Raw genomic sequence first — 13,405 nt, 5'->3', positions numbered from 1 at the left:
CATGGGGCAGAAAAAGGATCTGACCGCTTCTATACATGGCCGGATGCTCTCTCCCACCTAAAAAGAAAGGTTTTATGTCGATTTTTCAATGTGTACTTATCTATTCTTCTTTAACATTTAATTAGCTTTCGTTATTTCCACACGTTTAATTTGATGCGTGTCTTTTTCAATAATTTTGAAACTCCAACCACCCGTCTCAATGATGTCTCCTACAACAATTGTTTGTTTTTGCATCATAATCCAACCACCAATGGTATCTACATCATCAGCAACTAAATGTAGGCCAAATAAATCATTCACTTCACTAATCAGTACTTTTCCCTCTACAATCTTACATGTTTCGCTTATATGTTCTATCGGTGGATACTCATCCTCATCATATTCATCCCGAATTTCCCCGACAATTTCCTCTAAAATATCTTCAAGTGTCACGATTCCTGCAGTACCACCGTATTCATCATATAAAATTGCCAGTGGAATGCGTCTTTTCTGCATTTGTAATAATAAATCATGAATTGGAATATTTTCTAACACTTCAATAACAGGTCTTGTATACGGTGTAATAGAACATTCTTCATTTCGACCGCCATCCATATAGCGAATAAATAAATCCTTTACATTAACCATTCCAATAATCTCATCTTTATCCTCTCCAAATACAGGATATCTCGTATATTTTTCTTGTCCAATAATTTTAATATGCGTCTCAAATGGTTCATCTTCATATAAACCAACAATTTCAGTACGCGGGACCATAATCTCTTTCGCGAGCCGATTATCAAATTCAAAAATATTATTTACATATTTAAACTCAGCCTGGTTAATCTCTCCGCTCTCATAACTCTCCGATAAAATAAGCCTTAACTCTTCTTCTGAATGTGCAACTTCATGTTCAGAAGCGGGGGGCAATCCAAATATCCCCGTCACAAGGCGTGCCGATCCGTTTAAAGCCCAAATAAACGGATACATAATCCGATAAAAATAAATAAGTGGCTGAGATAATAACAAGCTAACTTGTTCTGCTTTTTGAATAGCCAATGTTTTAGGTGCAAGTTCACCAATTACAACATGCAAAAATGTAATAACAGCAAATGCAATAATAAATGACACAGTACTAGAAACTACGGGTAAAAGTTCCATTTTCAGAAATAACGGTTCCAATAAATGTTTTATCGTTGGTTCACCTAACCACCCTAATCCTAAAGCTGTAATGGTAATTCCAAGCTGGCAGGCTGATAAATATTCATCTAAATTTGAAATGACTTTCTTTGCTGCGAATGCCCCTCGTTTTTTTTCATCTACGAGCTGATTAATACGACTGCTACGCACCTTTATAATTGCAAATTCAATCGCTACAAAAAAGCCAGTTAACGCAATCAGAACAACGACCATCATTAATTTCACAATCTCCAAAATACCCTTTAGCTTTTCTTAGCTAAAGCTACACCTCCTTTTTAAAAGAAGTTTTATTTTAGTTTCTTCATTTGTAAAAAAGCAAACCTATATAAAATTCCCCAATTTTTACTCCTCATATAATTCTAATGGTAAACAATCAGGGTCTTGGAAAAATACAAACCGTCTTCCTGTTATTTCATCAACACGTATTGGTTCCGTGTCTACTCCGTACCGATTTAGATGTTTTACTGCCTCATCTATATCCGTCACTGCAAATGCTAAGTGTCTAAGACCTGTTGCCTCTGGAAAACTTGGACGCTCTGGCGGGTTTGGAAATGAAAACAATTCAATTTGATATTGTTCTCCTACACATAAATCTAATTTATAGGAATCCCTTTCTTTTCTGTATACTTCATTTACTACTTTAAATCCTAAAATCCTGGTATAGAATTCTTTAGATGTTTTATAGTCAGAACAAATAATTGCAATGTGATGAACTTTAGATATGTTCATTCTTTCACTCATTCCTCTCTTTACTAAACAGGTATATTCTCTCTAGAAATAAAAAACCTATGTAACAGAATCCTCTTTTAGGAGGCCTATTATGAAATTTGTTACTTTCTTTCTCGGTCTTGTTGTTGTTTTTTCCTTGCTTTCATTGCTAGTAATAATAAAAAGCATATTAAATTCAGACCCATTTTCATCATGCTTATTATACAGTTAATTTTGACCTATTTATTATTAAATACCAGAATTGGACTTGTGCTTGTAACAAATGAGTTTGTGGCCATGATATCTTAGCAAACTTGCAAACAGCTTATCTGCACGTACAGTAGGTATCTGTATCCTTTGCAAACTTCTCCTCTATTGATATTATTTCAGGCGCTATAAAAGGATTGAATGAAGAACAAAGAAACGTCGTTGCTCGTTTCAGCTTGAAGTTGTTGTATGGTGCAACACTTGTTAGTATTTTATCCGCAATTATTGTAAGTGTTATGCTCTAAATAGGAAAATTTTAATCCTTTTTTATTCATCCCTTTTGTATACAATAACGAATAGATGTCTCATAAATAATCGAGACATCTATTTTTTATACATGTACAATTCCTTTTATTTAGCGTACAATATCTTTTATGTGTCTCATCTACACATCATAAGAAAATATACAAACTGAAAGATTTAAAGGAGAACATATGATGAAATCCGATGTAGAAAAAAATAACAGAACCTCAAAGAGGCGAATTAAAAACAGACGCCTGCTATGGTTCATTCTCGTTCCATTACTTATCGTAACAATCGGGGGCGGGAGCTATTTCTTCCATATATACAGCAAAGCAAAATCCGTTGTAAACAATGCATACTCCGAGTTAGACCGAGGAGATAAATCCAGTAAACGTGAAAAAGCTGTGAAACCTATGACAGATAATGTCTCTGTTCTCATTATGGGTGTTGATGAGAGTGATATTCGCGAAAAAGACTATGGCAAAGCAACCCGTACAGATGCGCTATTACTTGCCACGATTAATAAAAACGACAAATCAGTAAAACTTGTTAGTATTCCACGCGACTCTCGTGTCTATATTAAATCCCGTAATAAACAAGATAAAATTACACACGCTCATGTATTTGGCGGTGTTGATAGTACAATTGATACAGTGGAGAACTTTTTAAATGTTCCTGTTGATTATTATGTTAAATTTAACTTTAAATCATTTATAAAAATCGTTGATTCTCTTGGTGGCATCGATGTAGACGTTCCAGTTGAATTTACAGAACAAAACAGTAAAGACGAGCCAGATGCTATCCATCTAAAAAAAGGACGCCAACATTTAAATGGTGAGGAAGCACTTGCTTTAGCAAGAACTCGTCACATTGATAGCGACTATATGCGTGGTCAGCGCCAGGAGCTTGTTTTAGAAGCCATTGCTCAAAAAGCGCTATCCATCAATTCCATTAATAAAATTGGTGACTTATTAGATGCTGTTGATCATGATCTAAAAACAAACCTGGATTTTGATGACATGATGACTATTACAACAAATTTAATGGGCTCAAATTTAAAGTTGGACAAGCTTCAAGTAAAAGGTTCCGATAAATATATAGATGGTATCTATTACTACATTCCTGATGAAAAGAGTGTTCACGATATATCTACCACATTACAGCAACATCTCGATGTTACGAATAAAAGTGAGCACAAAAAATTATAACAAAAAGGCTGCTGGAGAATTCTAGCAGCCTTTTTATTATAATTTTCATCCCATCTCCCCTTATTTCCCTTCGCAAATAACGACAAAAAGTGACAATTGTTACAAAAATGTAACAATCTTTATATATTTATTACACTTCAAGTGAAAATAATAGTATACTAGTACATACCTAATACTATTTGCATCATTATTATATGAAAAACAGAATACATATAAATTTATACATTAATTTCGGGGGGGCATTAAATGAAACTACGCACGTTACTTATCGGTTCTGCCGTTGCTGGTGGGCTATTGCTTTGTGCAGGTGGAATTAGTGGTTATCAATACGTATCGAAATTAAATACACAACTAGATACGACTGTACTACCACATACTACATTTGAAGGTATTTCTCTTGATGGAAAGAGCAAAAAAGAAGTTCAAGAAATTATTCAACAAAAAGTAGATGAGCTAAACAAAAAATCTCTCAACTACATATTCCAAGACGATACACAAGCCTATACATGGAAAGACCTAGGTGTAGAATATAAAGAAAAAGATATTGTTGAAAACATTTTTAAAGAACAAAAAGGCAATATTATGGATCGCTATAAAATACGAAAGCAAGCTGAAAGTGGCGAACTAAAACGCGACTATAAATTGAAACCGCAGTTAAATACAGCTGCTTATGAAGCTTTTATAAAAGACAAATATAATGAAACCTTAAAAAAGCCTGTTAATGCTGAATTAAGTGTCTCAGGAACAACTGTAAACATTAGTCAAAGTCAAAATGGTGAAAAAATTGATAAAGAAAAATTAGCGGACTTAACTAAGCAAGCAATTACTGCTGGTACACAAGATATTACGCTCCCGATTGCCTCAATAAAGCCCGAGCGCTCTACAGAGGACGTGCAAAATATGGGTATTACACAAGTGATTGCTGAGTATTCCACTCCTATGGCTGGGCGAAACGGAAGTCAATCCTTTAATGTAAATAAAGCTGCTAATACTTTAAGCGGAGTAATTGTAGCACCTGATGAAACATTTAGTTTCAATGAACGAGTTGGTATTACAGATGCAGCACATGGTTATAAATCCGCCGCTGTATACTTACAGGGAAAAGTTGTACAAAGCGCTGGTGGCGGTGTTTGTCAAGTGAGTAGTACGCTATATGGGGCTGCATTACGTGCTGATTTAGGAGTTGTCGCTCGGAGTAATCACTCTATGCCCGTTCATTATTTACCACTTGGGCAAGATGCTGCTGTAGCAGATTATGGGCCTGATTTAAAATTCAAAAATAATACTGGCAAATATATTTACATTCAAGCAGTTTCTAATGGTAGTAGCATCACTACCCGTATTTTCGGCACACCAACTGGAAAAGATGTGGAAGTTTCATCCAAAGTAATTAGTGATACTGGGAATAACATCACTGCTGTCACATATAAGAAAGTAACAAAAGACGGTGAAGTCATTTCAAATGGTCAAATTTCAAAAAGTGTATATAAAAAGGCGGGATGATTCACGCCTTTTTATTTTGCAATAATTGTATAAATTTCTCTATATGATCTTTCGTTTCTTCTAAAGACCATATGCGCTTTCCATGCTTAGCAGCTAATACACACCCTTTTTCCCATGCTTCCTTCTCCTGCATATGTGATAATTCATGCTCTAACTTCCCAATGGCTTCTCGTTCCTCTTGTTCTAAAAACTCTGTCATTACATCTACTATTTCTTCTTCATGCACACTTAACGTACAATATGCTTTAAAGAAATATTGTAGTGTTGGATACATGCTACTCCTCCTTTCTTATTTATCCCGCTATTCACGGGTAATAATACCCCACTGATTCAAGTTCTACTTATCTGACGGATAGGAAGTAATAATCTTAAATCCTAATGATCCTGATTTATCCTTTGCTAAAACAGTAACTGTATTCACAAGCTTGTCTTGTACACTCATATTTTTCTTTAATACTGCTTTCCCAACAGGAAATGAATGTTTTGTATTTAGCACAAGACGATTTTCTTTGGAATTCTTTAACCACTTCTCAATTTCCTGCTCGTGTTGCTTTAAACTATCTTTTACAGCTTTTGTTGCTGTTTCTTTATCGTAATATGTACTTGCAGCTGATACGTTATCTGTACGTAATCTTTCCTTTAACTGTTCTTCTGTCTTTCCAACATGTTTTTCTATCGTATGACCGTTTTTCGGTGGACCTTCCATTTCATCTAAAATATTGTCACTAATTTTTTCTACTGATGCTGAGTTGCTCTCTTTTAAATCCGCTTTTTTCTGTTCTTTTCCCGCACAACCACTTAAAATAAGGATCATTACAAGTAACGCACTAAGGAAAATACTACCTAATCGTTTCATCATATCACCTCTTTCATGATTATCATCATAACTTCAGCAAAAGTCAATTTCCCATAAAAAAACGTGTAGAATTACAAAATCCCACACGTTCTTTATATAAAAATTTCACTTATACAATATCATACCCTTGCTCTTCAATTGCATCCTTTAACTGTTCTACATTTACTTTTGCTTCATCGTATTCAACTTCTACTATACCTGCCTGCAATTCAACTGCTACGCTGTTTACACCAGCTAGTTCTTGCAATGCATTTGTCACAGCCATTTTACAATGATTACATGTCATACCTTGTACATTTAATGTTACAGTCATTTTGAATTCCTCCTCAATTATAAATCTTTTATTTATTATTAGTAGTACAACTTATAATAAGTTGCATTACCTTAAAAACCTATCCTCAATTTATATTTTCACACGCTTCAGCCGAAGAGCATTTGTTACAACGGAAACAGAACTAAATGCCATCGCTGCTCCGGCTACCCAAGGCTCTAATAAGCCACTTGCTGCAATCGGTATACCAATTGCGTTATAGAATAAAGCCCAGAATAAATTTTGACGAATATTTTTCATTGTTTTTTTACTTAAATCAATCGCTTGTGGAATGTGTCCTAAGTCGCCTCCAACTAATGTAACATCAGCTGCTTCAATTGCTACATCCGCTCCTGTTCCAATTGCCATTCCAATATCCGCTTTTGCTAATGCTGGCGCATCATTGATTCCATCTCCAACCATCGCTACGCACTTACCTTGCTGCTGTAATTGTTCCACAATATTCGCCTTTTGCTCCGGTAATACTTCTGCATAAACATGCTCAATACCCACCTGCTTTGCAATTGCTTCCGCAGTTCGGTTATTATCACCTGTTACCATATAGACATCAATTCCAGCAGATTTCATCGCATGAATGGCTTCTTTTGAACTTTCTTTTATCGTATCCGCCACAGAAATCATTCCTGCAAATTGATCTGCAATCGCTACAAGCATAACTGTTTCTCCATCAGCTTCCTGCTTGCTCATCACTTCTTCATACTCCGCTATATGAATACTGTGTTTGCTCATTAATTTTCGTGTTCCAATAATAACTGACTTACCTTCTATACGAGCTTCTATCCCATGTCCAGGTACTGCCCGAAAATCTTCTACAGATAATAAAGTAATTCCTTTTTGCTTTCCATATTCTACAATCGCAGATGCCAATGGATGTTCTGAAACATTTTCTGCTGACGTAACAAATGTTAACATATCATCCTGCAAACTCATAACATTCGTCACTTCCGGTTTTCCTTTTGTAACAGTTCCTGTTTTATCTAGTAAAACCGCATTAACTTTATGTGTTGCTTCTAAATACTCTCCACCTTTAAAGAGAATACCTTTTTCTGCTCCTTTTCCAGTGCCAACCATAATAGATGTTGGTGTTGCTAAACCAAGTGCACAAGGACAAGCAATTACTAATACTGCTATCGCAACTTCAAGTGATTGCGGTAAATTTTGTTGTGTAATCGCGAAATACCAAATGAAAAAAGCAATTGCCGCAACACCTACCACTATCGGAACAAATATACCAGAAATTGTATCTGCCATACGCTGAATTGGCGCTTTGGATCCTTGGGCTTCTTCGACAATTTTAATAATATTTGCAAGTGCTGTATCTTTCCCAATTTTTTCAGCACGCATTGTTAACGTACCGTTCTTATTAATGGTTGCGCCTATTACAGCATCTCCAGATTGCTTTTCCACAGGAATAGATTCACCTGTAATCATCGCTTCATCAACCGAGGATGTACCTGATAACACTATACCGTCTACAGGTATTTTTCCGCCCGGTTTTACAACAATTGTATCGCCAATGACAACACTTTCAATTGGAATTAACATTTCATTTCCATCACGGATAACCAATGCTTCTTTTGCTTGCAAATTTAATAATTTTGAAATCGCTTCTGTTGTTCTTCCTTTCGCAACTGATTCAAAATATTTTCCGACCAGAATGAGCGTAATAAGTACTGCACTTGTTTCAAAATAAAGCTGCGGTGAGTACGATGGATTCTGTAATGTTTTCAATCCTTCATATAGGCTATAAAAATATGCCGCTGATGTACCAAGTACAACAAGTACATCCATATTCGCACTCTTATTTCGTAACGAGCGATATGCCCCAACATAAAATTGAGAACCTATATAAAATTGTACTGGTGTTGCAAATAATAATTGTACCCACGGGTTCATTAAAAAGTGTGGCATCGGTAGCCCAATTTCAAAGGGCATATGTGACATCATTGTATAAAGAAGTGGTAATGATAACAGAATAGAAAGAAACAGCTGCTTTCGTTTCCCTTTTAATTGCTCTTCTTTTTTATTAGACCCCGATTTTTCTTGAAGCTTACCTTTATATCCCAATTTCGTTATTTTTTCTAAAATAGTTTCTATTGTAATAAGGCCATCTTTATATACGACTGTTGCAGTGTTCATCGCTAGATTAACAGTAATATTTTCGATCCCTTCCATTTTACGAATCACTTTTTCAATACGATTTGAACACGCAGCACATGTCATTCCTTCAATATCTAAATTTATTTTTTTCGTTCGAACTTCATATCCTAATTTCTCAATACGATTTGTAATCGCCTCTACAGTTTGCTCATCTTCATCATATTGAACAGTTGCTTGTTCCATCGCTAAATTCACATTTGCTTTTACACCATCTAGTTTATTTAACACCTTCTCAATCCGCGCAGAACAAGCGGAACACGTCATTCCATCAATACCAACTGTTATTTGTTTTGTTTTACTCATACAGTCCATCTCCTCCCTATTTCGAGAACTGTTTGATGACTTTCATTAACTCTTGGATAGATGCATCTCCATCACCTTCTTGAATCGCTTTAGCTACACAATGATTTGTGTGACGCTCTAACAATGAAAAACCAACTTTATTTAACGCTGCTTGCACCGCAGAAACTTGAATAAGTACATCTACACAATAGCGATTGTCTTCAACCATCTTTTGAATACCCCGAACTTGACCTTCAATTCTTCTTAAACGTTTTACAACTTTCTCAATTTCTTCATCCGTTCTTGGAACCATCTTTTCGTGATTTGAACAATGCCCCACCAATATACCCCCTCTCATGTATACATTATACCCGTAAGGGGTATTTAATTACAAGTTTTTACGATTAAATTTTTATAAAAATCCATACTTGTCTATATTCTCTAAATGTGGTGTAATGCTAAAAAAGATAAAGGATAAAACTACATGCAAGAAATAATTCGAGATTTACTTACAGAGCATTACACAATTGCAATTCCACTCAGCATCCTATTCAATATCATTATTAGCTTACTTGGGGTTATCCCAAGCATATTTTTAACTGCAATTAACATACAGCTTTTCGGATTAACAGACGGAACAATTATCTCGATCACAGGTGAGGCATTAGGCGCAATTGTTTCATTTTATTTCTATCGACTAGGGCTTCAAAAATTTACCCATAACAAAATGAACCATTATCCAAAAGCAGAGCGTCTTCTTTATGTACAAGGCAAAGAAGCATTTTTGCTCGTTCTATCATTTCGACTTGTTCCATTCATTCCATCAGGCATCGTCACCTTATTTGCAGCTTTAGGAAAAATGTCATTATTCTCTTTCAGCATTGCAAGTACAATTGGTAAAATACCAGCACTACTCATCGAAGTATATTCGGCATACTATGTCATGAACGGAACAAGTGAAGTAAAGTGGATTATAGCAATTGCCGGTTGTATTGGATTATTGTATATATGGAAAAAGCAGAAGAAAAAATAAAAAAAGGAGCAATTTGCTCCTTTTTTTATTTATTTCACACCAACTGCATCGTAGGATTGCTTCACCGCTGTAGCTTCTGCCGAATTTGCACCATATAAATCCGCTGCCGCTTGGACTAAACCAGCGCGAGCTTGACTAAATGTAGTAGATTCAGTGAAATATTGTGTATTTGCACGATAATAGATTGCTCCTAGCTTATCTTTACCAATACCATTCACAGTTACACCAGAATGTGTACCACCATTCGCTAGTAAATAAGCCGCTTTATTAATAATTCCGCTGTTCGTATGAACACCACCGTTATCGCTAGAACCAGTGTAACGCTTAGAATAATGATCTGGATCACCATACTTTGTTGGATCACTCATGGAACGAAGTGCATCCCCTGCTTTACCTGGTGTATAAATGTCTTCTCCGATTTCCCAATCTGGATTACGATTATCATAGTATTCTACTAATGTACCAAAAATATCAGAAACCGCTTCATTTAACGCACCTGACTCATTTTGATAAATTAAATTTGAACTATTTTCTGTAACAGCATGCGTTAATTCATGTCCAATTACATCAACTCCGCCAGATAATGAAGTAAATGTAACTCCATCACCATCTCCATATACCATTTGTGAACCGTTCCAGAAAGCATTATTGTAATTGCTTCCGTAGTGGACCGTTGATTTTAACGGAGCCCCTGCATCATTAATAGAATTGCGATTAAATGTATTTTTATAGTAATCATATGTTACACCTGCATAATAATGAGCATCTACTGCAGCTGCATCATATTTTGCATTGAAAATATTATCTGTATCAGCCCACAACGTTCCAGGTAGTGTGGATCTATTTTTCGCATCATATGTGAAGATTTGTGCTCCACGTGTATTATCTTGTAAGTAATAAGTGGAGCCAGACAATGTAGTATTAATCGATTTCGCATCCCCTAATACACCTGTACCTGTCCCAACTTTATTTGTTCCCGTTACAGGTTTAACAACCGCCTTCGCATCTTGCCTTACAGCATCTTGCTTAATTGGTGATTTATCCTCACCTGTTACATGATCAATTGTATTGTATTTATTTAATACTTTACCGCTATCTGCCTCAATGAAATAATAATAGTTTCCTGGTTTTGGATCTAGGAAGTTCAATTTTACAACATATGCATATGTTGTATCCTCACCATTTTGGTACACATATAAGTCCGCTGTTGGTTCTACCTCATACTTCGGTGTGAAACCTAAATCTTGTTGTGCAATTTCAATCGCTTTTTTGCCTTCAATCTTATTCTTATTTTTTAGTTTTTCTTTCTTGTCTAAATCTGGTGCAACCGTTCCAGATAATACTTTTAATGAACCATCTTTGCTCACATGTGCTAGTTGAGTAGATCCCCATACAGGTGTCCCTTCGTATACTTGTTGCATACGCACCACTGTTGAATCAGTTACAGCATCCTTTTTCACTTGTTTCACTTTAAAGGAATCCTCAGCACTCTTTTCCCCTAACTTATACTCTTGCTTCGCCGTATTTAAATAATCAAACACAACCGATTCTGCTTTCTTTCCAGTTGCCCCAGTTAAATCACCCGAAATAAACTCAGGTGACTGTACTGCTTCATTGTACTTTTTTGTAGAGAGCACATTCTTTGAATCTGCGAATGCAGAGCTTGCCCCTCCAAATGTTGTAACTGCCATCCCTGCCGCTAACACCAATGCTAAACTCTTCTTTTTCATATAACCTTCCCCCTAATAAAAATTTTTTTTGAAAAAGAGTAGTTTTATATTAGCATTAAGTTTCTAATATTAATATATTGAAAATTCAAATAATTTATTTCTCAAGTTTTGTAGAATTTTGGGGAACAACTATTGAGAAAGGCCCTTTCTGTTTGGAAAGGGCCTTTCTCAATGTTATTATAAGTTTACTGATTGAGACGAATTAACTTCTTGACCATAATTATCTGGTTTCCAAGCATACTGCACGTCGAATACTACCGCTAACATCGTCATAATCACAAATGTTCCTAAGATTATCTTTTTCATACTATAATTCCTCCCTCTTCTTCTAACAGCATAATTGCTAATTTATAATATCGATTACTTTCTTGAAATTCCAACAACCCTTCGAAGTATTCAGCAAGTTCTAAATACACCTTCTTTAAATCTTTAATATTCTTTTCAGCTTTAAAAAAAGGTAACGCTTCTGTCTCTAAAAACTTCTTATAAACTTCTGTTTTCTCAAAATATTTATACTGAAGAATCAATAATAAATACAATAAACTTTTATATCTATCATCTTTTCTAGCAGCGGAAATTCCCTTTTCAATCCATCCTCGCGCTTCCTCAAATTCTTTTAACTGGACACATTGCAAAGAAATTTCATACATAACATCAATATAGTTTAAATCTTCTTCCTTTTTATACTGCATGCATTTTAAATAATATTCCTTCGCCTTCGCATAATTATTTTGACGATAATATAAATACCCAATATTATTTAAAGCAATTGACATAATATTATCTTTATCCGCGAAAGAATTTGCCTCTCTTAAAATATGATTGTAAATTTCCATAGCTTCACTATACTGTTTTTTTCGTATATAACTAAAAGCGATTAAAAGTTGACAATTAATTACATGCCTAAACTTATACTCATTTCGAAACCCTTCTAACGCAACATTAGCGAAATACAGTGTCATATGATCAATTTCCATCTGACTATACGTAAGCGCCAAATTATAATAAATTCCAGTTTCATAGTACCCTTGTTCTTTCGCCATAGATTCTGTGTCTAATAGGTACTCCAGCGCCTGTTTATATTTATACTGCATGCAGTATAATAGCGCCTTACTATACGTATACAACAACTTCTGAAATGGTGAATACTTCTTATACATCTTCTTCAACTTCTCTAGTTCTTCTTCAAGTGCCGGGAGATCCCTTTTCATAATTAAATACCGGGTATAAAGAAGGTTATAATAATTTATAATTTCAAAATCTAAAACATGCTTCATTTCATCTTGTAATTCTTTGTAGATGCGTTCAACCTGTTCCTTATCCAAATGAACCAACGCATTTAACCACTCATCCAACTTCTCTTTTACTTCTTCTTCTACATCTCTCAAATCCGACACAGCAATCTCTAACCTCGCGCAGAGTAGCTGCACAATTTCCTCCGATGCTTCTATCTTTCCATTTTCAATCTTACTTAAATATGAGACGGAACAAATGCCCTGACATAATTCTTCTTGTGTCATTTTTTGCTGTAGCCTTTTATAAAAAACTTGTTTTCCAATTTTCTCTAGCGATTGTTGCATTGTCCTCCTCCATTCTTATTTACCCTCACTACTTTAATAATACATAAAACTAAAGAAAATATAAATTAATAAATTTAAATTTTCTAAAAAATATCCGGTGATTCATTTCATTCTCCCCTAAACTACTAAATTTCTTACCTATATAAATCCATTTTAATTTTTCGACATCTAAATCCTTGCCATGCAGAATAAGAAGTAACCTACACTCGTTTATTCTTTCGGTTTTTGCCTCGTATGTGGCAGAAAAAGGCTCTGACCGCTTCTATGCATGGCCAGATGCTCTCTCCCACCTAAAAAAAGGGGGTTATGTCAGTATTTTAATTGA

Annotated in this window: 13 protein-coding genes and 2 pseudogenes; 5 read left to right on the top strand and 10 right to left on the bottom strand. The window is 35.1% G+C overall.

What is annotated here, in order from left to right; all coding sequences use genetic code 11:
* Positions 1 to 117: 117 nt before the first annotated feature.
* Both COO03_RS02015 and gloA2 read right to left on the bottom strand, forming a co-directional pair.
* The gene (locus COO03_RS02015; protein ID WP_097894810.1) at positions 118 to 1,413 is read right to left on the bottom strand and encodes a hemolysin family protein; all 1,296 of its coding nucleotides are present in this window, start codon (positions 1,411 to 1,413) and stop codon (positions 118 to 120) included.
* 108 nt (positions 1,414 to 1,521) lie between these two features.
* Positions 1,522 to 1,908 (bottom strand): SMU1112c/YaeR family gloxylase I-like metalloprotein, encoded by a 387-nt coding sequence (gloA2, locus tag COO03_RS02010; RefSeq protein WP_097894809.1) that lies wholly within the window; start codon positions 1,906 to 1,908, stop codon positions 1,522 to 1,524.
* A gap of 96 nt (positions 1,909 to 2,004) precedes the next feature.
* Between gloA2 and COO03_RS28085 the strand changes: the two are divergent.
* The 4 genes and pseudogenes from COO03_RS28085 to COO03_RS01990 all read left to right on the top strand — a co-directional run.
* Positions 2,005 to 2,103 (top strand): annotated as a pseudogene (locus COO03_RS28085) (hypothetical protein); the annotation flags it as partial.
* A 57-nt stretch (positions 2,104 to 2,160) separates the two neighbouring features.
* Positions 2,161 to 2,399, top strand: a pseudogene (locus COO03_RS26785) (nucleoside transporter C-terminal domain-containing protein); the annotation flags it as partial.
* Positions 2,400 to 2,588: 189 nt separating this feature from the next.
* On the top strand, positions 2,589 to 3,605 hold the full coding sequence (locus tag COO03_RS01995) for an LCP family glycopolymer transferase (protein ID WP_097894806.1): 1,017 nt from the start codon (positions 2,589 to 2,591) through the stop codon (positions 3,603 to 3,605).
* Positions 3,606 to 3,851: 246 nt separating this feature from the next.
* A complete protein-coding gene (locus COO03_RS01990; protein ID WP_097894805.1) occupies positions 3,852 to 5,108 on the top strand; it encodes a VanW family protein in 1,257 nt (418 codons plus the stop codon).
* Position 5,109: 1 nt separating this feature from the next.
* Here the strand turns inward: COO03_RS01990 and COO03_RS01985 are convergent, their stop codons facing one another.
* The 5 genes from COO03_RS01985 to COO03_RS01965 form a co-directional block, all read right to left on the bottom strand.
* The gene (locus COO03_RS01985; protein ID WP_097894804.1) at positions 5,110 to 5,382 is read right to left on the bottom strand and encodes a hypothetical protein; all 273 of its coding nucleotides are present in this window, start codon (positions 5,380 to 5,382) and stop codon (positions 5,110 to 5,112) included.
* A gap of 63 nt (positions 5,383 to 5,445) precedes the next feature.
* Positions 5,446 to 5,964 carry an RNase A-like domain-containing lipoprotein gene (locus tag COO03_RS01980; RefSeq protein WP_141523108.1) on the bottom strand — a complete coding sequence of 173 codons (519 nt, stop codon included), beginning with the start codon at positions 5,962 to 5,964 and terminating at the stop codon, positions 5,446 to 5,448.
* A 109-nt stretch (positions 5,965 to 6,073) separates the two neighbouring features.
* Positions 6,074 to 6,277, bottom strand: coding sequence for a copper chaperone CopZ (copZ, locus tag COO03_RS01975; RefSeq protein WP_097894802.1), 204 nt, complete (start codon positions 6,275 to 6,277; stop codon positions 6,074 to 6,076).
* A gap of 90 nt (positions 6,278 to 6,367) precedes the next feature.
* The gene (locus tag COO03_RS01970) at positions 6,368 to 8,758 is read right to left on the bottom strand and encodes a heavy metal translocating P-type ATPase (protein WP_097894801.1); all 2,391 of its coding nucleotides are present in this window, start codon (positions 8,756 to 8,758) and stop codon (positions 6,368 to 6,370) included.
* A gap of 16 nt (positions 8,759 to 8,774) precedes the next feature.
* On the bottom strand, positions 8,775 to 9,077 hold the full coding sequence (locus COO03_RS01965) for a metal-sensing transcriptional repressor (RefSeq protein WP_097894800.1): 303 nt from the start codon (positions 9,075 to 9,077) through the stop codon (positions 8,775 to 8,777).
* A gap of 144 nt (positions 9,078 to 9,221) precedes the next feature.
* Here COO03_RS01965 and COO03_RS01960 point away from each other — a divergent pair, with 144 nt between their 5' ends.
* The gene (locus tag COO03_RS01960; RefSeq protein WP_097894799.1) at positions 9,222 to 9,770 is read left to right on the top strand and encodes a TVP38/TMEM64 family protein; all 549 of its coding nucleotides are present in this window, start codon (positions 9,222 to 9,224) and stop codon (positions 9,768 to 9,770) included.
* Between the two features lie 29 nt (positions 9,771 to 9,799).
* On the opposite strand, the gene COO03_RS01955 is transcribed toward COO03_RS01960, so the two are convergent.
* From COO03_RS01955 to COO03_RS01950, 3 genes are all read right to left on the bottom strand, one after another.
* On the bottom strand, positions 9,800 to 11,500 hold the full coding sequence (locus COO03_RS01955) for a M4 family metallopeptidase (RefSeq protein ID WP_097894798.1): 1,701 nt from the start codon (positions 11,498 to 11,500) through the stop codon (positions 9,800 to 9,802).
* 177 nt (positions 11,501 to 11,677) lie between these two features.
* The gene (locus COO03_RS26275; protein WP_141523107.1) at positions 11,678 to 11,806 is read right to left on the bottom strand and encodes an NprX family peptide pheromone; all 129 of its coding nucleotides are present in this window, start codon (positions 11,804 to 11,806) and stop codon (positions 11,678 to 11,680) included.
* Positions 11,803 to 13,080 (bottom strand): helix-turn-helix transcriptional regulator, encoded by a 1,278-nt coding sequence (locus tag COO03_RS01950; RefSeq protein WP_097894797.1) that lies wholly within the window; start codon positions 13,078 to 13,080, stop codon positions 11,803 to 11,805. The genes COO03_RS26275 and COO03_RS01950 overlap by 4 nt, the downstream gene beginning before the upstream one ends.
* Between the last annotated feature and the right edge of the window lie 325 nt (positions 13,081 to 13,405).

The sequence above is a fragment of the Bacillus sp. AFS098217 genome, from assembly GCF_002551815.1.
Taxonomy (GTDB): Bacteria; Bacillota; Bacilli; order Bacillales; family Bacillaceae_G; genus Bacillus_A.
This window is presented reverse-complemented; position numbering and strand designations above follow the sequence as displayed.

Coding starts and splice junctions, on each gene's coding strand:
- gloA2 (WP_097894809.1), bottom strand. CDS start 1,908: ATGAACATATCTAAAGTTCATCACATTGCAATTATTTGTTCTGACTAT.
- COO03_RS01995 (WP_097894806.1), top strand. CDS start 2,589: ATGATGAAATCCGATGTAGAAAAAAATAACAGAACCTCAAAGAGGCGA.
- COO03_RS01990 (WP_097894805.1), top strand. CDS start 3,852: ATGAAACTACGCACGTTACTTATCGGTTCTGCCGTTGCTGGTGGGCTA.
- COO03_RS01985 (WP_097894804.1), bottom strand. CDS start 5,382: ATGTATCCAACACTACAATATTTCTTTAAAGCATATTGTACGTTAAGT.
- COO03_RS01980 (WP_141523108.1), bottom strand. CDS start 5,964: ATGAAACGATTAGGTAGTATTTTCCTTAGTGCGTTACTTGTAATGATC.
- copZ (WP_097894802.1), bottom strand. CDS start 6,277: ATGACTGTAACATTAAATGTACAAGGTATGACATGTAATCATTGTAAA.
- COO03_RS01970 (WP_097894801.1), bottom strand. CDS start 8,758: ATGAGTAAAACAAAACAAATAACAGTTGGTATTGATGGAATGACGTGT.
- COO03_RS01960 (WP_097894799.1), top strand. CDS start 9,222: ATGCAAGAAATAATTCGAGATTTACTTACAGAGCATTACACAATTGCA.
- COO03_RS01955 (WP_097894798.1), bottom strand. CDS start 11,500: ATGAAAAAGAAGAGTTTAGCATTGGTGTTAGCGGCAGGGATGGCAGTT.
- COO03_RS26275 (WP_141523107.1), bottom strand. CDS start 11,806: ATGAAAAAGATAATCTTAGGAACATTTGTGATTATGACGATGTTAGCG.
- COO03_RS01950 (WP_097894797.1), bottom strand. CDS start 13,080: ATGCAACAATCGCTAGAGAAAATTGGAAAACAAGTTTTTTATAAAAGG.